A 26,010-nucleotide genomic window follows, 5' to 3' on the forward strand; every position below is an offset into this window, starting at 1 on the left:
CAAAAGAACCAAAAGGCCTCGGGCGAACGAAGCTATCTCCCCGCTCTGCAGCAAGGGCGCAAATCTACGTGAGGAGTGCATTACAGCATGCAAACCCTCTTTTCTTCTAGCCTCATTGCGCAGGAGCAAAACGCTTTACCGGAATTTCTTTAACGCATGCTGTAACGCAAACAGCCCGCGCTGTGCGCGGGCTGCCTCACAAGATTTGCTGCCCTTGCTGCATTCACACCGGACGCTTCCCGCCGTTCGCCCGGCCTCCCCGCCCCGCCCGGTGAAAGCGTCAAGTATTTCTGCTTGAGCACTTTAAGTATAATCTAGCTCTTACAATAAATTTTATTTCATAACTACCTCTCAACCCACGGAAACTTGCAAGCTAAACTGAACCACGACAACAACGACAACCACCGACAACAATGACAACCACCGTCAACCTCCCGTAACCCGTAACTCGCTTCCCATAACTCGCTTCCCCGTCACCCGTCACGCGTCACCTCGTCACGTGTCACCCGTCACCCGTCACAAAAAAAAACCGCCCCGGAGGGCGGCCTTTTTCAGGTGTTAAGTCGTTATTTTACAATTAATTTCGTGTGAACGGTGTGCAGCTGCTTGCCCTGCAAATGTACACGGATGTGGTACAATCCCGGTGCGCCGGTAAGTGCCGCATTGAGTGAGGTGCGGAATACCCCGCCGGCAGCCTGTTGTGTATTCGTCCAGACCACCCTGCCCAACTGGTCGGTGACCATGATGCTGAGCAGGCCGTCTTCGGGAAGGTTGAGCTCGAGTTGGGCCATCTCGTGCGCTGGATTGGGCCACACCGAAGCCTGAAGTACGGATACTTTGGCAGGTGCAGGTGAGTAGAGCACAAGTGCGGCGTCTTTCAATTGTCCGAGTTGTGCGTCAACCAGCTCGATGGTGCGCACATGGGGTTGGGCTGGCAAACCGGTAATGTCGGTTCTCAGGCTGACCAGCTTATCGCCTGCGCGGAACAGCCTTTCCTGATTGAACATTCCAAAGGCACGCAGCATACCACTTGCTTCATCGTAGTTCCACACATCGGCTCCATCCACCTGGCTGATGTTCAAACCTTTGCCAAGTTCGATCTCAATCCGGAAGGCTTTGAGGCTGAAATTGTTATCTGCATAAATACTCAGTTCTGGCTGGTCAGATGTGGCATTACGGATGGCCGGACGGTTTTTAAGTGCGGCATTTTGGTCAAAATACGAGGCGTTCATGTCGCCCACGGCTGTGAAGTACACATTGTATATATTGTTGCCAGGGCTAAGTGCCGGAAGCGTGGCTTCGTAGTAAACCGATGCTGCCTGGCTGCCTGCGGCATAGCTGCCTGTTGTGCTGAACAGCAGTTCGGGTGCAGCAGGATAGGTTTTGGCTTCGTGGCTGGCCACCTTCGATGCGGAGAGCAGGAAGTTGGGCTTTCCGCCGGGGAAGGGCGAGGTGCCGGGCTGACCCACCAGCCTGTAGGCCAGGATGAGCGCATCGCTGCCGGTGATGTCGCCGCTGTTGTTCACGTCGGCAATATAGTTGCCAAAGGGCGTAACATCCTGTCCTGCAGCCGGAAGTATCCAGGGATACTGGGCAATGAGCGGGTTGTTAGTTCCCACATAGCTGATGATGACTGCATCCACAGCGCTGGCGCCTCCCCATTGGTTAAAGGTCCAGCTGTTGCCCAGCAGGGTGCTGGGTGTTTGTTCCCAGATCCTGAGGGTGTAGGTTTTGCCGGCTTCGAGGTTGCCAAACTCAAAGTAGGAAGGCAGGTTTAGTTCGAGGTTGTGGCTGATCAGCTGGCGCGGACGCACTGCAATGCCATTCTCGAACAGCTGGGCATAAAACACGCCGTGTGCATTGGGCGAGGGGATGATGGTTTCGTTGGCGTTGAAATACTTCAGTTGTCCCGAAAGTTTCTCCTGACCGGTACCGCCTGCCAGATCGAGCACAATGATGTTGGCCAATCCTCCGTTGGGGTTCGCGGTGTTCACGCTGCCCCAGAATCCGTCGGCACTGCTCAGGCTGTTTACGACTTGTCCGGTAACCAGGCTGCGCTCTTCAACCCGGCGGATCCCCTGTGGATTGAGGTTGGGTACGATGCCACCCCATGCGCCGTTCGTACCAGCTACATTATCGCGGTAGAAATTGGGGTAGCTGGTGGCGCTGAAGTCGAGACCGGTGGTTTCGATGCTGGTGCCATAGAGCGGACGACCGGCGCCGGCGGCATTGTCATATACAAAGGCAAAGTTGCGGGGCGAAGCGTTGGAGGTTGCCCTGACACCTGTGCCGGAGGCCGCATCGGCAGCGGTGCCAAAGTCGATGACCTTCACGGCATCGGTAGTGAAATAAGTTACAGGTGCAGTGCCGCCTTCACCATCGTTGAGTCTGAGGCGCATCATCACCTCCTGGCCGGGAGTGAAACGTGCATTGCCGGTGGGTTCAATCATAAACCAGCCGCTGTAGCTGCCATTGGCATCGGTGGTAAATTCGCCGTACTGACCTGCCACGGCAAAACCAGGCGACGAAGTGCGGAAGAAGTTGTTGCCGTTCACATACACCGGATTACCGGCACCGGCAACGGTGGGGCCGTCGGCAGCGCTCACAGCCTGGTTGGTGTAGCGGTAAGTGCTGTTAGGTTTCAGGTTTTGCAGCCTGAGCCTGAAGGCATAGGGCAGGCGGTTGTTGTTGGTGCCGTTCACACCCTGAATATATTGCGGCAGCACCAGCGCAGTCATCGAAGGCGTGCCCAAGGTGGCGCGGCTGGCCTGAGGCACCATGCCATCGGTTTTGTAATTGACTGTCGCACCAGTGCCATTGTATGGATAGAGCTTAAAGTAATAGGTGGTCTCCGGGTTCATTCCGGTGAACACCGCCTGCTGCTGCCCTGCCGGTATATTCCTGACCAGCAGTCCGTCAGCTTCTGGCTGACCGTCCATCGGGGGCACGATGGCGGCGAAACCTTCGGTCGAGCCTTTGATCAGATAGAACTGGGCATTGGGAACGGCATCGAACCAGGTGGCCGTCAGTTGGGTTTGCGTGTTCACCGCTACCTGGAACATGCTGGCATGTGCCGGAGGCTCGGCTGCGGGCGGGATGACCGATCCCTGAAGGGCCAGGGTCTTGTTGTCGGCGCCGGCCGAGGTAGCTGTCAGTTGCTGGTTGTAAGTGCCTGCCGCCAGACCTTGCTTGAGCCGGATATAAACCGTTGTATTGGCTACTGTTCCTCCCGTGTGGTTGAGGCTCAGGCTGGCCTGACCGGAAAAGCCGCTTCCGCCGGTGAGCGAGAGCTCATAGGCTGCAGGTGCAGTCAGCTGAACCGGGCCGCTAAGGTTGGTACCTGAAACCGTAAAGCTCTGAGGTGCTGAGGGTCCCTGACCTTCCACATAACTGAAACCACTCAGGGCGGTGGGCGTCAGGGTGAAATTGGGTGTGAAGTCGAGGTTGATAACCAGCACGTTATTTAACCCGCCTGTGGGATTCACCGTATTGGTGCTTCCCCACATGCCGTCGTTGGAGCTTAAACTGCCTAGTAGCTGACCATTGCTGAGGCTATATTCAGAAATAAGGTTAATCCCACCAGGCAGCATATTGGGAAGGATGGTGCCAAATGCGCCTGGGAGGCCGGCCACGTCGTTTCTGTAATAACCAGGATAAGAGGTGTTTCCGGCAAAATCAATGCCAGAAGGTTCGATATGTGTACCGGCAACAGGTCTGTTGGTATTGCGTACGCTTGTATAGAGGAAGACGAAATTTTTGGGTGCAAAATTGCTGTTGGCACGCAAAGCGGTACCTTGAGCAGCATTGGCTGCAGTACCGAAGTTGATGACCGTTACATTCTGCGTAGTGAAATAATGCACTGCAGTAGTACCACCGGCACCGTTATTCAGCCTGATGCGCATGGCCACTTCCTGCCCGGGAGTGAACCGCGCATTTCCTGTGGGCTCGAGCATAAACCAACCTGTGTAATTGCCGTCGGCATCTGTGGTGAACTCTCCATATTGTCCTGCTACACTGAATCCCGGAGATGTGGTGCGCACAAAATCACCGTTGGGCATCACATAAATCGGATTACCGGCGCCGCCAGATGTGGCTCCGTCAGTGTTGTTAACTGCCTGGTTGATGAAGCGGTATGTGGTATTGGGATTCAGGTTGCTGAACGAAACCCTGAATGCGTATGGGAGACGGGTGTTGTTTGTGCCATTCACACCCTGAATGTATTGCGGCAGGAGAATTTCAGTCATCACCGGACCGGCAGGGGTGGTGGCGGAAGCCTGAGGTACAGCGCCATCCGTTTTGTAATTGATCGAGCTGCCGCTGCCGTTGTAGGGAAAAATTTTGAAATAATAGGTTGTTGACGAGTTCAAACCCTCAAAGGTGAACGATTGCACACCGGCAGCCACATTGCGCACCAGGGTAGAGTTAGTCTCGGCTACGCCATCTGCGGGAGCAGCGATGTCGCCAAAACCTGTGGTGCTTCCTTTAATAAGGTATCCTGAAGCTGTAGGCACGGCATCTGTCCAGCTTACATTGATCTGACTGCTGTTGAGCGCATTGGCTGCAAAATTTGTGACATGGTTCTCCGGTTCAAGGATACCCGGGTTCACCGTGCCCTGAAGGGTTACAGAACGGGGGTCGGCGCTTGGCGAACCCATCAGGATGGTTTCGTTGTAATTTCCTGCGGCCAGACCCGCTTTCAGACGCACGTAAACGGTAGTAGGATTGAGCGTTGTGCCGGTTGGGCTCAGAAATATCTGGGTGTAGGGATCGAAATTCGGGGCATTGGTGAGCGAAAGTTCGTAGGATGGAGGCGCATCAATACCAACTGCACCCACAAGGTTTGTCCCGCTCACCACAAACGACTGTGTGGCCGAAGGTCCTTGTCCGGCAGTGTAGCCGAACCCACTGAGGCTGGTAGGGCTTACAGCAATTGCAGGTCCCTGCTTGAGGTCAATCACGATCACATTTGATGTACCACCGGATGGATTCACCGTGTTGGCGGTTCCCCACTGTCCATTGTTCGAACTGAAGCTGCCGGCCACAGCGCCGTCGGCAAAGTTGCGCTGCTGGATCAGTTTCACGCCGTTGGCATTCTGATTGGGGATGATGGCCGCAAAAGCCCCGTCGTCGCCCACTACATTGTTGCGGAAAAAGGCGGCCCAGGTAGTGGCCGAATAATCCAGACCGGTAATTTCGATGGGTGTGCCGTAAAGTGGCCGGCCAGTGCCGGAAGTATTATCGTAGAGGAAAGCAAAGTTGCCCGGCATAAAGTTCGACTCAGCCCTCAGTGCTGTGCCCTGGGTGGCCGAGCCGCTGGTGGTGCCGAAATTGAGGACTTTCACGGTATTGGTCGTGGTCAGGTAGGTTACGGCAGTTGTTCCGCCAGCGCCATTGTTCAACCGGATGCGCATCTGCACGTTGTTACCGGGGGTAAAGCGTACATTGCCGGTGGGCTCGTTCACAAACCAGCCTGTGAAAACGCCGTTGGCATCGGTGGTAAACTCTCCGTAGGCTCCGGCAGTGGCCAGCGAGGGCGAGGTGGTACGCGTAAAAGTGCCGCTGCTGTTCACGAAGATGACATTTCCAGCTCCGCCGGCGGTTGGGCCGTCAGTTCCATCCACAATCTGGTTGATGTATCGGTATGTGGAGTTGGGCAACAGATTACTGAGTGTCGCCCTGTAGGCATACATGATGCGGTCGTTGTTGGTGCCGTTGATGCCCTGAATATATTGAGGCAGAAGTACTTCCGTGAGGGTGGGTGCATTGGTAATCAGGATATTGCCTGAGGTGGCGCTGCTAAGGCCGGTGGCAGTGGCTTCTATGGTGTAGGTGCCTGCCTGATCGAACTGGATGTCGTTGAAGGTGGCAACACCATTTACAGCTGCTTTGGTCAGGGTACCGGAAATTGCGCCAGGTCCTGTTGCTTTGGCTATGGTGATGTTGCCCGTGAAACTTCCATCCACCGAATTGTCGGGTCTGCGGGCTTCCACAGTGAAACTGGCCAGATTGGTATTCACCTGGCCATTGGCAGGAACGCCAATGAGTGCAAGCTGCGATGCCGGCGCCAGCACGGTGAAAGTGGCAGATGTGGCCGGGCTGAGGGTCATGCCGGAAGTAGCTGTGGCAGTGATGCTTACGCCTGCCTCTGCTGTATTGTAAGTAACATTGTTAAAGGTCACACTGTTTTCGCCTGTTGCAATGGTGGCTGTCAGGGTGCCGCCCAGGTTACCGGTGCCCGTGGCCAAACTGAGGGTGACTTGCGTGTCGGTGGTCACATTTGTGGGAACATTGCTGTTGTCCAGGGCCTGAACGGTTACGGTAAACGGAACGTTTTGCGTGGGGTTGTTCCCATTGTTCACCGGACTGACGGCCAGCTTGGTGGCTACACCACCCAGGATCAGGTCGCCGCCAAAAACTACATTGTCGAACCTCCAGGTTCCTCCCGTTGCAACAGCGTTCACATTATTTGCCTGCCTGAACTCGCCGGTATTGGCATAATGTGCTGCAAGGATGCGGACGCCGAAGTTCGGATTGTTGTTCGCTCCGGAAATGCCTGAAAAGTTGATCACCCTGCGGCCCCAGCTGTCCGAAACATTGCTTCCAACGGGATTGGAAGCATCAATGCGTCCGTTGTCGATGCCACCACGGTTGAGGCATTGACTGAGATAATTGGTGTTGTCCACATCCAGGTTGATCCAGTCGGTGCCATTGAGGGTGTACTGAATGCGTGCAGTGCGTGTGGCGGTATTGGAAAGCCTGTGGTCATAAGCAAACCAGATGTTTTCTCGACCCGTGGTGGGTACCATAAATTGTACACCACTCGATTCGTTGCTTGCTCCGGGAGCAGCCGTGCCTATTGCCCAGGCATTACCGCTCGTTTGTGCACAACCTGTAGTGGTGCCCGTGGCGCTGCCTGGCCCGGTCATGCTGCCAACAACGCTGGCCGTACCTGTGCCGCTTGTGGTTTCAGGACTGGCTGCTGTAAAGGTGCCGGTAAAATTCCAGGTGGTGAAAGCTTCGTTCAGCACCGCACCTGATACGTTGATGTCCACCGAACTCGCACCCGGGCTGGATGCTGCGAAAGTTTGCTGGTAAATGCCCGCTCCCAGGCCTTCTTTCATCCTGATCCAGAGTACACCACCAACTGCACCAGCCGTTGGAGTTAAGATAAGCGGGTTCTCAGGCGTAAAAGGTGCCGCAGTGGCTGATATTTCGAATCCGGCCGGCGGGGTGATGGACAGGTTGCCGGTAAGGTCGCTGCATGAAAGAAGAACCGATTGCATGTCCGATGGACCGGCTCCTTTATAATATTGAAATCCGAAAAGTTGGGTCGGGGTGATCGTGATGGTTGGCGAAGGCGGGTTTGTGACACTGCCGTTCAGGGAAACCGTCTTGTTGTCGGCTCCTGTGGATGAAGCTGTTATGTTTTCACCATTGTAGTTGCCCACAGCCAGGCCGGCTTTGAGGCGAACGTATATGTCTGTGGAAGCAACCGTGCCTCCGGAATGGTTGAGTAAAATGGGGTTTGTGGCCACAAAGCCCGCTCCGGTGCCGGTCGATATTTCGTAATTTGCCGGTGGGGTGATGGTAATGGCTGCAGTAAGGTTGCTGCCACTGATGCTGAACGACTGCTCAGCCGAAGGACCGCTTCCCACCACATAGCTGAAGCCGGTTAGGGAGTTTGGGGTAACGGTTATTGAAGGAGAACTTGCAGGTGTGCCGGAAATACTTATATCGTCCAGCGAGAAACTTGGGCGACCACCTGATCCGCTGATTTCGCGATAAACCCAGCGCAATTGAACTTCAGCCTGGTTATTGCATGCTGCAGGCAGCGTCACACTTATAGTTTGAGGACTCAGACTGCCTGTGCCTGAAGTATTGTCAGATCCCCCCGGATTTTGATATTCCGAACCACTTACGTTCGTAAAGCTACCAGAAGTTCCGATTCTGTATTGTAACCCAATAGCACCAATTCTTTCTGTGGAAACCTGTCGCTGGGTGGCTGCAACAAAGGAAACATTGATGCTGGTGAGTCCGGTTGTGTTGATGGAAAGCGCAATGCTTCGCAAAGCCGAGCCGGTGTTTAGCATACCGATTTTTCCGTTCATGTCGAAAACACCAGCTGATGTAGATCCGTTTGTCCCCGCTGCCAGAGCCTGGTTTCCGTTCGGAGCTGCTGTGGGAAATGAAGTTGAGGTGCTTCCACTAATCGTCCAACCTTGAATTCCTGCCGGGTAAATGGTTGTTGTGCCCGTGAACGAAGCAAAATCCTGTGAATAGGGCAGGGATTGTGCTGTAGGATTAGATTGTGACCAAAGCGTGCTCAGGTTGAACAGCATCAGACCAACAATCAGAGTTAATGATTTGATTCTCATGAAAATGTGTATTAAACGTTAATGATTTTTTTCAGATCACTAAAATGTGATGATTGGCATATTTTTTTTGAAGAAGTACTTAAGCAGTCTGGCCTCAAAATTAGCTAAAAATGCATGGTTTTGAATGTGCCCGATCTCAGCGGATATTGCCATTTTGTAAACATTTTGTCAACTTTGCATCAAAACATAGAACAAATCCCGCAAACCTTTTCAGCTATCAAAGGTTTGTTGAAAAAACGAAACCATGCGGCTCAAAATTTGTATTTTGTCAATCTTTGGTCTGATTACTACGCTTCCCTGCTCCAAAGCCCAGCCACTTACACCATTACCTCAGGACGACAACCCGCCCGGAGCAAGTGCCGGCCTGAGTTATCTTGCCCTCGGCGATAGCTACACCATAGGTGAAGGGGTGACCGAAAACGAGCGTTGGCCCATGCAGCTGGCAGCCCAGCTGAACCAGGCCGGCATTGCTGTGGAAAAGCCCCGCATTGTGGCCCGCACCGGGTGGACCACCGACGAGCTGATGGCTGAGCTCAACCGCCTGCAAATTGCCGATACTTTCGGATTGGTGTCGCTGCTTATCGGGGTGAACAACCAATACCGCGGCAGGTCGTCCGCACAGTTCCGGACCGAGCTGGTGCAGCTCATCCACAAAGCCATTGCTTATGCGGGTGGCGATACCAGCCGGGTATTCCTGGTCTCCATACCCGACTGGGGGGTAACTCCTTTTGCCATGGGGCGCGACCGTGCCCGCATCGCGCGCGAGATTGATGAGTTCAACGAGGTCATCAGGCAGGAAGCCGCAGCTCGTAACATCCTGTTCTTCAACATCACGCCCATTTCGCGGCAAGCAGCTACCGACCTCTCACTCCTTGCCCCCGACCGCCTGCATCCCTCCGGAAGCATGTACCGCATGTGGGTGGACATGATGCTCCCCGGAATCATCAACATCCTTGGGCAACCATGAGCATTTTGCAGCATCTGATGCAACGGGCCATCGCGCTCGATGCCTCCGATCCGTTGGCAGGCCAGGCAGCTGAGTTTGTTGATGACAACGACCTGATTTACCTGGATGGCAATTCGTTGGGCAGGCTGCCCAAAGCCACCGTCGCCTTGATGAACGACCTGATCCTCCGGCAGTGGGGCAGCCGGCTTATCCGCTCCTGGAACGAATCGTGGATCGACCTGCCAGGACGCATTGCTGCCAAAATTGCTCAACTCGTCGGGGCAGGGGAGGACGAAATATTTGTAGGCGACAGCACGTCTGTCAACCTCTACAAACTTGCCTATGGGGTATTGCAGCTTCAGTCGGGCCGAAAAACCATTCTGAGCGACGAGCTGAACTTTCCCTCCGATTTTTACGTGCTTCAGGGCCTGGCACACGGACTGAACAAAGGGCATCAGTTGCACATCCTGCCATCTGCCGATGGAATAGCTGCGGACATCGGCCTGCTGCGCTCATCCATGAACAAAGATACCGCACTGGTTTGCCTGAGCCACGTGGCATTTCGTACGGCTTATATGTACGATATGGCTGAGGTGAATGCCATCGCAGCCGAAAATGGAGCTATGGTGATCTGGGACCTGAGCCATGCGGTGGGTTCCGTGCCCGTACAGCTTAGGGAGCATGGTGCACAGCTTGCTGTGGGTTGCACCTATAAATATATCAACGGTGGTCCGGGCGCTCCGGCTTTTCTCTACGTGGCACGCGAGATGCAGGAAAAATTATCCACCCCCATCTGGGCCTGGTTCGGTCATGCCCAGCCTTTTGCTTTCGCGCACGAATATGCACCCCGGCCGGGCATCTGGAAGTATGCCGCCGGCACCCCTCCCGTGCTTTCTCTGGCGGCCATCGAACCCGGACTGGACCTCCTGCTCGGGGCAGGCATCCATAAGCTGAGAGCCAAAAGCCTGAGCCTTTCCGAACTTTTTCTCGAAGCATATCATGCTGTGCTCCAGCCGCTTGGATTTAAAATGGCTTCGCCATACACGCCTCTGCACCGGGGGTCGCACATCGCCCTGCGCCATCCCGAAGGCTACCGCATCTGTCAGGCACTCATCCAGCCCCATGACAAATCCCGACCCATCATCCCCGACTTTCGCCAACCCGACATCATCCGCTTCGGCTTTGCTCCTCTGTACAATACCCACCGCGAGATTGTGGAAACAGCCGCCCGCCTGGCGGAAATTATCGAAAACAGGTCTTATCTGGAATACGACCCAAACCCGGCAGCCGTTACCTGACCGGGGCGCGAGGTTTACGACAACAGGCGGGCTATTCCCCGCGTGCTTCGGAATTGCTCAAGCAAGGTTTTGATAATCACTGTGATGGGAATGGAAAGGATGATGCCAGGTATGCCCCACATATAACCCCAGAAGGTCAGCATGAATAGTACAGCGAGTATGTTGATTCTGAACGATTTGCCCATGAAGATTGGCTCCATTACCGAGCCAAACAGCAACTGGGTAGCTGTAAAAAGCACGGCTATCAGCATAACCGATGCGGCGCTGTCGAGCTCCACAAAAGCAAAGGCAATGGCCAGCAAAGTGACAACCACCGAGCCAATGAGCTGCACAAAATTCAGCGCAAAGGCCAGCAAACCCCAGAACAAAGGAAAGTTCAGCCCCATGCCCCAGCTGATGAGACCGAAGGACAAACCTGTAAGCAAGCTGACAAAAGTTTTGACCTCCAGGAATTTAACCACGCTTTGCTCGATAGCGATATACGTTTTAACCGACCTTGTTTTGGTGTTGAACAAGGTCTGACCCATCAGTTTTTCCAGGTTTACAGAGCCGGCCAGAAGCAACACAAGAAAAAAGAGCGTCAGAAAGAGGAACGTCAGGCTGCGCTGTATCGTCCCCAGGGTTTGACTGAAGTTGCCAAAGATAAGCTCGCTCACCTGTTTGCTTTCGAGCAGGCTGCGCACGACGGATTTGCCGTTCTCGGCTTCAATGCCCAGCATTCCGGCATAAGGTGCAATGGCATGTCCGAGGCGGGAATCGAACTTCTGAAAAACGACCTCCTGGTTGTCGATGATCTGCCTGCCGGAAAGCTTGACTGCCAGGCCAAAACTCAGCCCGATGAGCACAATAAGCCCGGTTACTATACTCAGGGCCAGAATCCTGTGAATCCCTCGCCTGAGCAGCCTGCGCATCAACGGCATGAACAGCAGGGTGAGGATGAATGCCAGCATGAGCGGCGCAAAAATAAATGCCAGCTCCTTGAGGATATAAAATCCCAGTGCCACAGCAAATCCGGTCAGGATTTTGTTGGTTGTTGTCAGGTCGTTCATCCGCATTGGTGCTGATTTTTAGTTGTATCGTCCCGTGTCGGGCCGGAAAAGCATGTATTTGGAAGAAAACCCGAAAATATGCGACTTGATGGGGGCGCTGCCTTCGGTACCCACAACAAACCTGAACCTGTAAGGCTGTATCTCGCGCTGACGAATGCCGCGCATCAGGTCGCGCTTTTCAAAGGTCAGGATGAATTGGTTGCCCGTTTCATTCCTGTCGAGCCTGATATCGTCAATGCCAAGTTCCTGCAAGCTTAGTTTGAATGCTTCACCCTTTGTGGGGATAAATTCCACAAAAGCCTCTATCGCATCCAGGGGTTCGCGGCTGCGCAGCCGGAGTTCGATGGCGGCTGTTTCCCACCTGGGATTCAGTTCGGTCACCGTAAGCAATTTACCCCCGCTCACCTGTTCCGACACTTTGTAGTGGCGTGGCTGGGCATGATACCACCTGCGAAACCAGATGGCGCCGCCGATCAATATGGACAAGAAAATGATGCTGAACTGTTCCTGTGTCATCATGTGCTTAGGGACAATGCAAAGATACGTTTACCAGCAGAGGCGATTTAACGGCTGCCCGGTAAATAATCTTAAAGCTTGTTAATCAATATGCTGCGTCGGTAGGGGTGGTTTAAGCTTCATCCCTGAGCTTCAGGCTTTTTTTGTAATTTTGCGGCTCAAAATCCGAATCATCCATGTTTGAAGGTCTAAGCGAAAAACTCGAACGTTCATTTAAACTGCTTAAAGGTCAGGGCCGGATCACCGAAATCAATGTGGCCGAAACCCTGAAGGAAGTCCGTAAAGCCCTGCTCGATGCCGACGTCAGCTTCAAGATAGCCAAGGATTTTACCAACACGGTGAAAGAAAAGGCCCTGGGGCAAAAAATCCTCACTGCCGTTTCTCCCGGCCAGCTCATGGTCAAGATAGTTCACGACGAGCTGGTCGAACTGATGGGTGGCGAGCATGCGGAGCTCAACCTCAAAGCCAATCCGACCGTCATCCTCATCGCCGGCCTTCAGGGTTCGGGTAAGACGACATTTTCGGCAAAGCTGGCCAACTTCATCAAGCGCAAAAAAGGCAAACAAACCCTGCTTGTGGCCGGCGACGTGTATCGTCCGGCAGCCATCAACCAACTCAAGGTGCTGGGCGAACAGATTGAGGTTGAGGTGTTTGCCGATGAGCAGAGCAAAGACCCCGTTGGCATTGCCAAACGTGCGGTGCAATATGCCAGGGAAAAGAACTTCAATGTGGTGATCATCGATACCGCCGGGCGCCTGGCCATTGATGAACAGATGATGAACGAGATAGCTGCCGTAAAGGCCGCCGTCAATCCCCACGAAACACTGTTTGTGGTGGATGCCATGACCGGTCAGGACGCCGTGAACACTGCCAAGGCCTTTCACGACAGGCTCAACTACGACGGGGTGGTGCTCACCAAACTCGATGGCGATACGCGCGGCGGTGCCGCCCTCACCATCCGTTCGGTGGTGAGCAAGCCCATCAAATTTGTGGGTCTGGGCGAAAAGATGGATGCCCTGGATGTTTTCTACCCCCGCCGTATGGCCGACCGCATCCTTGGCATGGGCGACATCGTCAGCCTGGTCGAACGCGCCCAGGAACAATACGATGCCGAAGAAGCCGAGCGCCTGCGCAAAAAACTGGCCCGCAACGAGTTCAACTTCAACGACTTTCTGAAACAAATCCAGCAGGTCAAGAAGATGGGCAACATCAAAGACCTGGCTGCCATGATACCGGGCATGGGCAAGGCGCTCAAAGACACCGATATCGAGGACGACGCCTTTAAAAGCATCGAAGCCATCATCTACTCCATGACCCCGGAAGAGCGCGAAAACCCAAAAATACTCAACGGAAACCGCCGCAAACGCATCGCCAAGGGCAGTGGTACCGACATTGCCGAGGTGAACCGCCTGATCAAGCAATTCGACGAAATCTCGAAGATCATGCGCAACCTCACCAGCGGAGGAGGAAAGAAAATGATGCAACTGATGCAGCAAATGCGCAACCGCTAAATGGCAGACATGCAGGAGAAACTCATTGACGGCAAAGCAGTTGCCGAACAAATCAAAAAAGAAATAGCCACCCGCACAGCCGCCATCATCGATGCCGGGCAAAGGGCGCCTCATCTGGCTGCCATTCTGGTGGGCAACGACCCGGCCAGCGAAACCTACGTGGCCTCCAAGGAGAAAGCATGCCGCGCGGTCGGAATCACCAGCTCCACCTATCGCCTGCCGGAAAAAACCTCGGAAAAGGAATTGCTCGACATCATCCGCTTCCTCAACGAAGATGACGAAGTTGATGGTTTTATTGTCCAATTGCCTTTGCCCGCACACCTCAATGCCGACAAAATCATTGAGCACATTGCCCCGGCCAAGGATGTGGACGGCTTCCACCCGGTGAATGCAGGCCGAATGATGGCCGGCTTGCCCGCTTATCTGCCGGCAACCCCGTACGGAATTGTGGAATTGTTGCACCGCAGCCAGATCGAAACGGCAGGAAAACATGTGGTGGTCGTAGGCCGGAGCAATATCGTGGGTACTCCTGTGAGTGTGCTGCTATCGCGCAAAAACCCCAAAGGCAATGCCACCGTCACCCTTTGCCACAGCCAAACCACCGACCTTGCCATGCATACCCGTCAGGCCGACATTCTGATTGCCGCCATAGGCGTGCCCGAATTTGTCAAAGCCGATATGGTCAAGCCGGGAGCAGTGGTGATTGATGTGGGCATTCACAGGCTGCCCGATTCCACCTCCGAAAAAGGCTACGTCATCAAAGGTGATGTGGCTTTCGACGAAGTAGCCAAAGTGGCATCGCGGATCACTCCGGTACCCGGGGGCGTTGGCCCCATGACCATCGTTGCGCTGCTCAGCAACACCCTCGAGGCCTATAGCAAAACCTTCTATGCCTGATGTCCGGCAGTGTTAAATTGTTTGTCCTGAGTCTGTTAACCCTCGCGCTGGCTAATGCATTGCAGGCACAGAAAATTCCTCGCCACAGGCAGGCTGGCACTTCCGAAACCAATCAGGGAAATTTTGCACATTGCCGTTACCCTTCAATAAAAAGCTCTATTTCAACACTTTACGATCTGCCGGCCGAAGTGCGCGAAACTTCCGGGCTGGCATGGCACAACGGCAGGCTGTTTACACACAACGACAGCAAGCACCAGCCAATTGTCTATGCCTTGTCGCCCGAAAACGGGCAGATCCTGCAGCGCATCAGAGTGACCAATGCAGTGAATGTGGACTGGGAGGAACTCGCTGCCGATGACACTTACCTCTACATCGGTGATTTTGGCAACAACTCCGGCCAAAGACGTGAATTTCAGATCTATCGTGTGGCCTGGAACAATATACCCGAGAGCGGCGATGCCGATGTTCAGGCCGACACCATCGTTTTTACTTATCCCAACCAGCCCGAAAACCTGCGATACCTTGCACACAACTTCGATTGCGAAGCCATGATTGCCACAGACGAGGCGCTGTACCTGTTTTCGAAAAACTGGGCTGACGGGCGTACTTTTCTTTACAGCTTGCCGAAACAGCCCGGAAAATGGAAAGCCGAATTTGCAGGTGTTTTCAATAGCGCCGGACTTATTACCGGCGCTGATTACCAGCCCGAAACCGGATTGCTGGTGCTGGTCGGCTACACCAACCGTACCTGGAAACCCTTTGCATGGGTGTTAAACGATTTCGCAGGAAACGACTTTTTCTCAGGAAATAAGCTGAGAATTAATCTCAAGGGCCTCGTTGCCAATCAGATTGAGGGTGTTGTATTTCAAGCTCCTGCCAAAGTGCGCATTACCTCCGAACGAAGCAAAGCTTCGCCGGCCCGCGCTTTCGAGCTGGATGCGAATAACATTATTTCAATAGATCAACCGCCTCTGTCTCATCCACATGCAGATTGTGGACGGAAACTCAGGCTGGAGCAAAGTCCCGAAGGCATCGCAATTCATTTCTCGCGACGCCAAAAACAGCCTCTTGTGGTTTATTTCGAGGATGAGGCATCGCAGGTGATGCACTATCAAAGACTCCATCCTTGCCGGAACAAAAAAAGTTCATTCCTTCCAACAGCTTCCATACCCGATTCAACGGCTTTTTTACTCATTTCAACCCCAAAGTTTCAGACACGATGTCCGATCAGATAAACAAGGCTATCACAGAAAACGATTTGTTTGAGGGTGGTCGCAAGCTTCCCCTGATGGAGGAGTTTTATACCATTCAGGGCGAAGGGCACAACATGGGCCAGGCGGCCTACTTTATCCGCATAGGTGGATGCGATGTGGGTTGCAGCTGGTGCGACACCAAAGCTTCGTGGAATGCCGAGGTGTTTCCGCCGGTGAGCGCCGATGCGATTGCCGAACGTGCTGCAGAATTTCCCGCAAAAACAGTGGTGGTCACCGGAGGCGAGCCTTCCATGTATCCCCTGGATTATTTTACAACCAAGCTCAAATCGTTGGGCATCAGGACGATGGTTGAAACTTCCGGTGCACATCCGCTCACTGGGCAGTGGGACTGGATTTGCCTTTCGCCCAAAAAATATTTTCCGCCCCGCCCCGAAATCTATCGCAAAGCCCACGAGCTCAAGGTGGTCATCCAGCACCAGGCCGACCTGGAATGGGCCGAGCGAAATGCCGCACAGGTGCACCCGGCTTGTTTGTTATATTTACAGCCTGAATGGAGCGTTTCGGAACATATCATGCCCTGGCTCACCGAGTACGTGATGCAGCATCCCCGCTGGCGCATCAGCCTGCAGAGCCACAAATACATGCGCATTCCCTGAGGATTGTTCTTCTCCTTGCATCTTTTCTTTTTCTCACGCCTGAGCCCGGGCTGGCGCAAAAAATGAAGCGCAGGGATGCCCAACTGCTCGACAAAGCAGAATTCCACTTTCAAAAACAGGAATACCCGACAGCAATAGCGCTGCTTCAGCAATATGTGCAGCGCCGTCCCGATGAGGGCCATGCGTGGATGCTTCTGGGAGAGGCCGGATTGGAAACAGGCGACAATGCGCTCGCATTCAATGCTTTTGAACGGGCGCTCATGATCGATAGCCTCAGGTACCGACGCGCCCTGGCCATGGTGGGCGAACTTCATCTCAGGCAGGAACAATACAGCCAGGCTACAACAGCCTTTGCCAGGGCGCTTGCTTCGGGCGCTTTCAGGGAAAATGAACGCATGTTGCTCCAGGAACGATTTAAAATCAGTGAATTTAGGCAACAGCTTGTCTCTAATCCACACCCTGTCCTACTTCATAATGCCGGAACACCGCTCAACACCCCTGACGACGAAATACCAAACTCTATCCTGCTCGACGGCAGCCGGCTGCTCTTCACCCGTAAGCAAAACAGTGGGGGACGCGACAGACAGCAACCAAAAGAAACTTTTCTGATCACTTCGCAAAACCAGGGGCAATGGTCTGAACCTGATGAATTTATGCCCTGGAGAGATTCTGGTCTGAACATGGGTGCACCAGCCCTGGCCCCCGATGGCAATGCCCTTTGGTTTGCCGGATGTGGCTGGCCCGGTGGTTTGGGCAGTTGCGACCTTTATGTGTCGTATTTCGAAAAGGGAGCGTGGAGTCTGCCTGTGAATACTGGTCCGCAGATCAATACTGCGGCATGGGAGTCGCAGCCCGCTATATCGGTTGATTGTACCACGTTGATTTTTGCCAGCAACCGGCCGGGGGGTTATGGGGGATCAGACCTGTATCAGGCTGTGCGTCTGCCGGATGGCCGCTGGTCATCACCTCAGAACCTTGGCCCGCTCATCAATACTGCGGGCAATGAAATGGCGCCATTTTTCCATCCTGATGGCATCACCCTGTATTTCAGTTCCGACGGCCACCCGGGAATGGGCGGTTTCGATCTTTTCATGACCCGGCTCGACCTTGCCGGCCGGTGGTCAGCGCCGTTCAACCTGGGCGTACCCATCAACTCTCCGGCGGACGAACTCAATCTGGTAACCGATGCCAGAGGTGCGGTAGCCTGGATGGCTGCACAAAGGCCGGGCGGCATGGGAGGATATGACATGTATAGCTTCGAATTGCCGGCTGAATTGAGGCCACAACCACTTCGCACGGTAAAGCTGCGTATCACCGATGCCATAAACGGCCGGCCAATCCGTGCCTTTGTCAGGGTGAATGCCCTGAGCGATGGCAGCTTGTTTTTCGAGGGAAGCAGCCGCGATACCGACGGCATACTCATGTTTCCGCTGCCCGAAGAGGCAGCCTTTGCCTTGTTTGCCGGCAGCGAAGGCTACCTGTATTTTTCGGAGCAATATGTGTTCGAGAAAGATGACTCCGAACCTCAGCTATCGCTCGAAATCAAACTCATGCCGGCCCTCGAAGGTCAGCGCATGGTGCTGAAAAATATCTACTTTGCCTTCAACAGCGCAGAACTGCTGCCCGAATCGCGGGCGGCGCTCGAACACCTGCTGGAGTTTTTCAGGCAAAACAACGACTGGCAGGCCGAGATCGCCGGGCATACTGACAGCGTGGGTACACCTGCTTTCAACAAAAGACTTTCGCTCATGCGTGCCCTTGCCGTGCGCGACTGGCTGATACAGCAAGGTGTTGATCCTCAAAGGCTTGTTGCTGTTGGATATGGGGCCGATCAGCCTTCGGCAAGCAACGCCACCGAAGAGGGCAGGGCACAAAACCGCAGAACAGAGATCGTATTGCGTAAGAGATTGTAGAACGGCTCAGATCAACCGTTTGAGCCGGAACCGCACGGTAAAGATCTCCTTTTCGCGCCGCACAACCAACTGCACCACCGAATTGGGGTTGCTGCGGAAGATGGCATTGATCTGCTCGAGTGTCAGCTCGCCCGCGCCTGTGTCGTTTACCGCCAGAATGACATCCCCGGGCCGGAGGCCGGCATACCAGGCCGCCGAGTACATGTTCACATTTGCAACTGTGAAAGTTTTGAAGTTCTTTCCACCCGCAACCACATCAATGCTGCTCATGTTGTAGTCGAAACTTTTGCGAAATGCATTGTTGGGCCGCAGGTACATTTTCTCGTTTTTGTAATCGAAAGTAGTTGAGAATCTGCTTAATATCTCGCCTCCGACCGATCCGATCCTGCCCATGGCCGAATCTGTTGCCGAGGTGTACAGATCGTTTCCGAAGGATGCAATAACGTTGCGCAGCTCAAAGCCGCCAAGGGCAAAACTTCTCAGCCTTGCCAGGTGGCCATGCACTTCGCCGCCCAGGCCAAACCCTACTACCGAAGGAATATTGGGCACAGGAAGATAAATCTTTTCACTTCGGCCTTTGTCGATCAGCAGGCTATGACTGGCGCCGGTATCAATCAGAAACCTCCCTGAAACACGGCTTTTATCGGCTTGAACCACAACCGCATCCACATAAGGCCGGCCACCGGCTATGGCCAGATCCACCGGTTTGCTTTTTCTGTATGGCTTGAAGGCCTCATGCGTATAAACAGTGATGCGCCTGCTTGCATAGTTGATATGAACTACGAAATGACTGAAAAAATCATAACCCAGTATGCCATGCACCTCCTTGCCGAGGTGGTTCTGAAGTTTGAGGTAATCTTCCCCCAGCACAATGATGGTTTGGCCTTTACCGGTTACCCCGGGCAGCTGCAGCTTCACATCGGGCACCACAAAGGCTTTGATTTCGCGTGTGAGACCCAAACCTGCCACCTGCACAGGTCGCATCTGATTGGTATCAAAATCGTTCCGTTCGTTATTGGTGAGCAGCGTAGTGCGGACACCAGTATCGAGAATAAAATTCCGGTTGAGGCTGTCGTTGAGTTTTACGGGTACAACGATCAGGTTGTTGATCAGCTCGAATCCGAAGCTTGTGCGTCCAACTGACCCATCCAGCCTGAACCCGATAAAGCCGTGGTTCGGTTGCGCCGGAGCGATCAGCGCAATTGTCAGAAAGAAAACCATCAGTCGTATTCGGGCACCCATAAATGCAAATCTTTAGCTGCAAATACAAGTATGCAGGCCAAAGGTTGCAAAAGATACGAAAAATCAAAATTCGATGGTGTAGGTAATAGTGCCCTGCGATCCAGTGTTTGACTTCGTAGTATTTTGATTGTCAGAGGGTTTGTTTTTGTCTGAAGGCACTACAGAATAAACCATGGAAGCAGGCAGGCGGAAAGGGATGTTTGTTTTCCCTTTCGACCGCAGGCGCATGCCCCTGTTTTTCACTTTTTCGAAACGTAGCAGGCGGATAAGCCTCAGGGCTTCTTCGTCGAGTCCGTACCCCAGACCTTTGATCACACGTGCGTCAAACACAATGCCATTGTCGTCCACCTCGTATTCCACCAGCACATTTCCTTCAATGCCATGTTGCAGGGCTTCATGGGGATAGACCATATGCTCCTGCAGAAAAGTGGCAAAAGTTTTGCGCCCACCTGTAACTTTGGGCAGCTGAATAAAATTTTGTTTGCGTGGCTTTTTCGACATGTACGAACTTTGTGCAAAAATAACATCTCGGCCACAATTCCGCTCCCAAAAAACGAATGCCTGGCCTATCCGGCCAGGCATTCGATAATTAACTTTGAAGGTTCGGCTACTTAACTATCTGGTTTCCCATGGCCTTCCATTCATTATAGCCTCCGTCGTAAACTTTGACTTTCGGATAGCCCAGCACGCTGGTTAACACAAAATAGGTCTTGCCCGCACGTACTCCGGTGGAGCAATACAGAATGATGGTCTTGTCTTTTGTGATCCCTTTCTCGGCAAACATTTTCTCAAGTTCGGCCTTGCTTTTCAGCATGTGCTTGTCGTTGAGCAGGGTAGTGTGATCCATATTGACTGCACCGGGCAGGTGTCCTGTACTTTTGTTCTCTACACCTTTAAATTCGCCAGCTTCGCGAACGTCAACCAGCACCATGTCAGCGGCTGCTGCGGCTTTCTTTGCTTCCTCAACTGAGGCCATCAATGCCGGATTTACCTTGGGTGTAAAGGTGGTCTTGGCCACAATGGTAGGATTCTTTGTCACCGGTTTGCGTCCGGCTTTCCAGGCTTCCATGCCGCCTTCGAGAATCTTCACATTGGGAGCACCTAAGTACTTCAGTATGAAATACAAACGACCGCTGTATTTCATTGAGCCCTCATCGTACAACACAATGGTCTTCTTTTCGCTGATGCCGTTCTCGCCCAGGATTTTTGCAGCCTGCTCCACTGGGATGAGCAAACCTTCGATCTCGCCGGGTTTAAAGAAAGCTTTGTAGGATACGTTAACAGCTCCATTGATGTGGACTTTTGCGTATTCTGTCTCAACCTCGGCCGAAACCACAACAAAATCGGGGTTTTTGAGCTGTTTGGCCAGTTCATCCGCACTGATGAGATCCTGTGCAGCTAATCTAAGTACCGAGCTGGCCAGAAGGAAAAGAAAAAACAGTTTTTTCATGGATTTAGAGTTTTAAGAGTTAAAATTTTACTTGCAATTGTACGGCAATCTGGTCGTTCTTGAATTCGACAGGTTCCTCTGCGCGGTAGATGTAATTCACCTGAAGCCGGGTCCAGTCGTTGAAGAAGTAATTAAAGCCAAACGTCATGTTCGACTCCTTGTATGCGGTGGCATTGCCCGAATCGAAGAAATCGAAACGGAATACCGGTTCAACGTTCCATTTGGTAAGGTAAGCCACGGTGGCATAACCGCCGCTGCGTTCCTTACCCAGGTCGATAAGATTGCCGCTGCATCCCCCCCCGAGATCGCGGTTGAATTCGCCCTTATCGTAGATATATTCACCCAGGAAGGTGAAGTTCTTGTAGTTGGCTTTAATTTCTCCACCAAGGGTGGTGCGCGAGTCGGTGTTGTTGTTCATCGATGGGAATCCATGCCTGAAACTTCCGCCGATGCGCAGCCAGTCCATTGGTTTGTAAGTAACTCGACCCACAAGGTCTTTTTTCTTGTTATTGTCCTGACGAGCAAGGCCACTTCCGTTCATCAGCCCAAGCTGATAGGCGAACCTGGTTTTCTCGCTGCCTCCCATAAACACCAGTCCCAGATCGCGGAATGGAGCTACAGTCTGCAAGGTGGCCGTGGAACGATAAACGGTGATCAGGTCGTTGCAGGGGGTGTTGGTCTCAAGGCCGAATGGGGTTTTGAAACTACCTATGCTCACTCTTGCCCAGTCGTAGCGGTTGTAGGTAATAAAAGCGTCAAGCAGATAGGGATTGGGCGAAATGAACGGGCTCATCTCCAAAACAACATAGTAATAAAAGTCGTAAGGAATGTTGCCCTGCACGCCGAGCCTGGCGCGTTCGAATGCAAAGCCGTTTTTGGTAGGCTCGGTAAAGTGGTAGTTGTATTGCGACTGCAGAAACCCAAAGGTCTTGAGTCCGTCGTCCGAAACTGGTCCGCCACACCCCTGAGCTTTCATTTGCAAGGCCAGAGGGAGGAGCGACAACAGTATGATGAGTTTTTTAGTTGACATCGTAAAATTCCTTTTTGATTATTGAACAAAAGGCAGGTTCTTCACCATACCGGGCGACCATTTGTTGGAAGTCCAATGGCTGTGACCGTTATAGAACCTGTTCATTCCCCACAGCACACTGTATGCATCGTATCCGAGCACACGCAGCCAGGCGGTGATGGCACCCGAGGTCTGGCCGGTGTAGCAATAGGTGGCAATGGGTTTCGACGGATCGAGGTACTTAACGCTTTCGTCGGTGATAAGCAAGGGGTTGATCCTGCGGGCGTTCTTCACATGGCCAAATGCGAGATAGTCAGCTTCAGGGAAATAGTTGTTCACAAAATAGGCATTGGGGTCGTTGAGCAGGGCATCAGGTGTAACCGTTTTAAAGCCGTCGTTCAACACTTTTTGCACGCGCAGGCGGAGAATTTCGGCCGGATCGGTGGTGTTGATGTCGCTGAATTTTGGGGCTTCATAGGTTACATTGGTCGGGGCAGCTTCATTGGTCCAGTTGGTGCTGTTTTGTGCAATGTTTCCAATGTTTTGCGACCACACGTCGAAGGTGGCATTCCAGCGGCTCATGCCCCATTTGAGTGCCTGGGCGTTTTTGTATCCCGAAAGGCGGAGCAGACTTACAGCAAATGTGGCGGTCTGGCCGGTTTTGCACACCACCAGAATTTGTTTGTCGCCAGCTTTGGCTGCTTCGGTGAGGATGTCTTTCAGGTCAACCCTTACCGCACCCTGAATATGACCCTGGGCATATTCGGCAGGCGTGCGGATATCAATGATGTAACGGTTGGCTACTGCATCAACATTGTCTGGGGTATCGAAAACAAATCCCTGAATGATTTTATTGAGGTCGAGGTCTTGTTGCACCAGATAATCGGTGAGGATCTTCTGTGTGTCAACCGGATTTTCATTCTCTTTTTTGCAACCCGTGAATACCAAAGTCGGGAGCACAAACAGGGCGATCAGATAAAAAGCTAACTTTTTCATTTTTTTGTGATTTTTAATGAGTAACTATTTGATAATTAGATCTTCTATTTAATTCAACTTAACATCCTCCCGACGAAGCCGGAGCGCTGCTGTGGCCGCCAAGCTTGTCGAGGTCTTTTTCGATGAGATCGGGATAGGTGAGTTCCCAGTTTTTCCAGCCACCCTCGAGGGCGTAAACGTTTTTGTAACCCAGCTTGCCAAGGGTTTCGGCTGCCAGGATACCACGCTGCCCTTTCTTGCAGTAAACAATAATCTTGTCGGTCTTTTCAGGAAGGTACATGCCTTCGTTTTCCCAAAACTCCGGGTCGGCTATGTTAAACTCCAGGCTGCCGCGCGGAAGCACTATCGATCCGGGAATATAGCCGTAGTAATGCTCCTTTTCCTGGCGCACGTCAATCAGGATATAGGTTTCCTCACCGGCCTCCATCATGTCGTGCAGCTGTTGCGGCGTCATCAGTTTTACCACTTTGGTAGCCCTGGCCACCATTTCGTCGGCCGACTTAAATTGTTCCTGTTTTGAGCAGGCAGCACCGATGAGCATTGCGGCAGCTAAAAGAATGATCAGTTTAAATGTTTTCATGATATTGTTTTTTGTGTGCTTATATTTCTGCATTTTCACCTTCGCCAGCCAGGGCTGCCTTTTCTTGTTGTTTTGCAACCTCCTTTTCATAGCCCGAAATCATGGCCTTCAGGTTCGATGTGATTGTATTGCCTGTGGTGGTCATATAAACGTGCACAATCACAAAAGCAACCACCAGGAATGCACCAAGTGTGTGCAGCAGCACGGCGATAAACAGACCGTCCGCATCCACCGGATTTTCCGGATAGCCGAAATACATATATGCCAGGCCCGTAAGAATCTGCACCGGGAAAATCAGGAACAGCAATCCGGCGTAGGTGAGTCGCTGAAGGGGATTCAGTTTGTTGTAGAGTTCCTTATGCGTCGGATGGGGCATGCCCTTAAACATTCCGGAAGTGTAATAGCGCACCTGTTCTTTGAGCTTCTTTCTGGTGGGAATAAAATTGATGTATTGATTGGTGACAATCATCCAGAAGATGGATACCACAGCCAGGCCCATAAACGACCAGGCAGCAGCATTGTGAATTCTGACCGAATTTTCAAACCCCAGCAGCGTAAAACTGCCGTGGATCTCAAATCCTGTGAGGGTGAGCAACATGACCAGCAGCATTTGTGTCCAATGCCAGAAGCGCTCAAATTTCAGGTAGAGGTAATGTTTCTTGTATTTCATGGTTTTCGTGGTTTTTTCAGAATATACGCTTGATGGAGTGAAACACCACACCGACGACCGACAAAAGGATGATGGCAATGCCCGAGTAATCAATGGCTTTTGAATAATCTCTGCCGGGCAGGTAGAAGTCGTTCAGTTTGGCCAGGCGTCCTTTTTCGGAGCGGGTGTGGCAATCGGTGCAACTCAGTGTTTCTTCTTTCACACTCACCATATGGTTAAGTGGCCAGTAAACCTCCGTTTCCACAAAGTCGTATTCACCGCTCCACTCGCGCCCGTATGCTTCCATGCCAAGCCTGATGGCAGGTTCCCACTCCAGGTCTTCCCAAAATGCGCCTTCACCTTTGTTGTGCGCAAATAGCTTCATTGTGATTAGCTTGCCGGTTACCGGGTCGTAGGCCTGCTTTCCGCGATGGATCTTCACCGGCCAGATTTTTGAGTTCGGATCGCGATACTCCCCATATAAGGTATTGATCTGTACCGGAATGCTTGTGATGCTGTCGTCCATGATGTTGTGGTTGGCCAATCCGTTAAACCACAGATAGTCGGGCTTCACGTGATCGTCATAAACAAAACGTCCTTTGATTGACAGGTAACTGTAGTTGTGATCGGCATCATATTCCTTTATGGCATTGCCATGTTCGTCTTTGCGTCCTGCCTTGCTCCAATCCCAGTACATTACCGTAGCATTCACTTTTGCATAAACAGGGATGTGGCAGGTCTGACAGGCTACTTTATTATAGTGAAAATCAAGTATTTTGTCGTTGTGTGGGGTGGATGTGTGGCAATTTTCGCAGCTGATGCGGTTGTCGTTGCTGGCCGAAACTGAATACGAACGGCCCTTGATGTTGTGCCTTTCGGTGATGTGGCAATCAATACAGGTCATGTCAGGCCCGTCCACACCCATGTGCACATCCACCTTGCGCGTGGTATTGTTCAGGGCTTCCTCCAGGTCGCCGTGCTTCACATTGTTGCCACCACCACCATAAAAGTGGCAGACCCCGCAATTGCTTCTGTCGGGATGGCCCACATGCTGCGCCACATAGTTATAGTCCGGTACCTTGAACTCCGCATTTGCCGTTTCGGGAGTGGCCGGCCAACCTGCCATGCCTTTTTGTTTAAAATAGGTGTCGGTCTTATCGTGGCATACCAGGCAGTCGATGTTGTTGGGGTTGCTGAAGTCGAAAGTGTTGTCTTCCCAGCCATAACCAATATGACAACGCATGCACGACCCGTTGTTGCCAATCGGACCGGTGCAAAAGTTGTTGTTGATATGCTTCTTGCCAATCTTCACCAGTCCTTTGCCAGGCAGCTCAACTTCGCGCTCCCAGAGCCAGTGGGTGCTGATCATCAGCTCGTCGTCGCGTTTGTTGTGGCAACTCAGACAGGCTTCCGTAACCTTGCGGGGGTCGGTAAACTCCTGCTGCAAAATGGCAAATTCGCTGTGGTCAACTTTTGGTTGCTGCTGCGACCTGAGTTCTACTTCTACTTTTGGTGGATCGTTGCGCTTGAGGCCAAAGTGAATTGTGAAGTAAATCACAAGCACAGGCAACACAAAGACCACCAGAAAGGATGTGAGTTTTTCGAGTAGTGACTTCATACCGGGGTTTGTTACTTTTTTCACAAGCAAAGCTACACTTGTATTTAAGAAAATTTTAACAAAACACTCCCTTGTGCCTCAAGTGGTTTTG

General features: G+C 52.6%; 18 protein-coding genes. 7 read left to right on the forward strand and 11 right to left on the reverse strand.

All coding sequences use genetic code 11. The annotated features are described in order from the left end of the window. Positions 1-566: 566 nt before the first annotated feature. Complete coding sequence (locus tag IPM52_00815) at positions 567-8,375, reverse strand: T9SS type A sorting domain-containing protein (protein ID MBK9290169.1); 7,809 nt, start codon at positions 8,373-8,375, stop codon at positions 567-569. Positions 8,376-8,619: 244 nt separating this feature from the next. On the opposite strand from IPM52_00815, the gene IPM52_00820 reads away from it, so the two are divergent. Further along, entirely contained in the window at positions 8,620-9,342 is a 723-nt protein-coding gene (locus tag IPM52_00820; GenBank protein MBK9290170.1) for an SGNH/GDSL hydrolase family protein, read from the forward strand. Then, on the forward strand, positions 9,339-10,619 hold the full coding sequence (gene kynU / locus IPM52_00825; GenBank protein MBK9290171.1) for a kynureninase: 1,281 nt from the start codon (positions 9,339-9,341) through the stop codon (positions 10,617-10,619). Before IPM52_00820 ends, kynU begins: the two co-directional genes overlap by 4 nt. A 14-nt stretch (positions 10,620-10,633) precedes the next feature. On the opposite strand, the gene IPM52_00830 is transcribed toward kynU, so the two are convergent. After that, positions 10,634-11,668, reverse strand: a complete 1,035-nt coding sequence (locus IPM52_00830; protein MBK9290172.1) for an AI-2E family transporter — start codon at positions 11,666-11,668, stop codon at positions 10,634-10,636. A gap of 18 nt (positions 11,669-11,686) precedes the next feature. Then, on the reverse strand, positions 11,687-12,187 hold the full coding sequence (locus IPM52_00835) for a hypothetical protein (protein ID MBK9290173.1): 501 nt from the start codon (positions 12,185-12,187) through the stop codon (positions 11,687-11,689). 173 nt (positions 12,188-12,360) lie between these two features. Between IPM52_00835 and ffh the strand changes: the two genes are divergently transcribed. The 5 genes from ffh to IPM52_00860 all read left to right on the forward strand — a co-directional run bounded on the left by ffh (position 12,361) and on the right by IPM52_00860 (position 18,375). Further along, positions 12,361-13,695 (forward strand): signal recognition particle protein, encoded by a 1,335-nt coding sequence (ffh, locus tag IPM52_00840; GenBank protein ID MBK9290174.1) that lies wholly within the window; start codon positions 12,361-12,363, stop codon positions 13,693-13,695. Beyond that, on the forward strand, positions 13,696-14,592 hold the full coding sequence (folD, locus tag IPM52_00845; protein ID MBK9290175.1) for a bifunctional methylenetetrahydrofolate dehydrogenase/methenyltetrahydrofolate cyclohydrolase FolD: 897 nt from the start codon (positions 13,696-13,698) through the stop codon (positions 14,590-14,592). After that, entirely contained in the window at positions 14,592-15,827 is a 1,236-nt protein-coding gene (locus tag IPM52_00850) for a hypothetical protein (GenBank protein MBK9290176.1), read from the forward strand. Before folD ends, IPM52_00850 begins: the two co-directional genes overlap by 1 nt. Next, positions 15,812-16,462 carry a 7-carboxy-7-deazaguanine synthase QueE gene (locus IPM52_00855; protein ID MBK9290177.1) on the forward strand — a complete coding sequence of 217 codons (651 nt, stop codon included), beginning with the start codon at positions 15,812-15,814 and terminating at the stop codon, positions 16,460-16,462. The genes IPM52_00850 and IPM52_00855 overlap by 16 nt, the downstream gene beginning before the upstream one ends. 62 nt (positions 16,463-16,524) lie before the next feature. Continuing rightward, the gene (locus IPM52_00860) at positions 16,525-18,375 is read left to right on the forward strand and encodes an OmpA family protein (protein ID MBK9290178.1); all 1,851 of its coding nucleotides are present in this window, start codon (positions 16,525-16,527) and stop codon (positions 18,373-18,375) included. A gap of 6 nt (positions 18,376-18,381) precedes the next feature. On the opposite strand, the gene IPM52_00865 is transcribed toward IPM52_00860, so the two are convergent. The 8 genes from IPM52_00865 to IPM52_00900 form a co-directional block, all read right to left on the reverse strand. Continuing rightward, positions 18,382-19,617, reverse strand: a complete 1,236-nt coding sequence (locus IPM52_00865; GenBank protein MBK9290179.1) for an aspartyl protease family protein — start codon at positions 19,615-19,617, stop codon at positions 18,382-18,384. Between the two features lie 63 nt (positions 19,618-19,680). Next, complete coding sequence (locus tag IPM52_00870; protein ID MBK9290180.1) at positions 19,681-20,118, reverse strand: energy transducer TonB; 438 nt, start codon at positions 20,116-20,118, stop codon at positions 19,681-19,683. 106 nt (positions 20,119-20,224) lie between these two features. After that, positions 20,225-21,067 carry a sulfurtransferase gene (locus IPM52_00875; GenBank protein ID MBK9290181.1) on the reverse strand — a complete coding sequence of 281 codons (843 nt, stop codon included), beginning with the start codon at positions 21,065-21,067 and terminating at the stop codon, positions 20,225-20,227. 19 nt (positions 21,068-21,086) lie between these two features. Then, positions 21,087-22,097 (reverse strand): hypothetical protein, encoded by a 1,011-nt coding sequence (locus IPM52_00880; GenBank protein MBK9290182.1) that lies wholly within the window; start codon positions 22,095-22,097, stop codon positions 21,087-21,089. Between the two features lie 18 nt (positions 22,098-22,115). Then, positions 22,116-23,072 carry a hypothetical protein gene (locus tag IPM52_00885; GenBank protein ID MBK9290183.1) on the reverse strand — a complete coding sequence of 319 codons (957 nt, stop codon included), beginning with the start codon at positions 23,070-23,072 and terminating at the stop codon, positions 22,116-22,118. Between the two features lie 58 nt (positions 23,073-23,130). Further along, complete coding sequence (locus IPM52_00890; GenBank protein ID MBK9290184.1) at positions 23,131-23,652, reverse strand: rhodanese-like domain-containing protein; 522 nt, start codon at positions 23,650-23,652, stop codon at positions 23,131-23,133. A gap of 19 nt (positions 23,653-23,671) precedes the next feature. Continuing rightward, on the reverse strand, positions 23,672-24,322 hold the full coding sequence (locus IPM52_00895; protein ID MBK9290185.1) for a cytochrome b/b6 domain-containing protein: 651 nt from the start codon (positions 24,320-24,322) through the stop codon (positions 23,672-23,674). A 16-nt stretch (positions 24,323-24,338) separates the two neighbouring features. Beyond that, positions 24,339-25,919 (reverse strand): tetrathionate reductase family octaheme c-type cytochrome, encoded by a 1,581-nt coding sequence (locus tag IPM52_00900; protein MBK9290186.1) that lies wholly within the window; start codon positions 25,917-25,919, stop codon positions 24,339-24,341. Between the last annotated feature and the right edge of the window lie 91 nt (positions 25,920-26,010).

This window comes from Bacteroidota bacterium, from assembly GCA_016715945.1.
In the GTDB taxonomy this organism is placed as follows: Bacteria; Bacteroidota; Bacteroidia; order Bacteroidales; family F082; genus JALNZU01.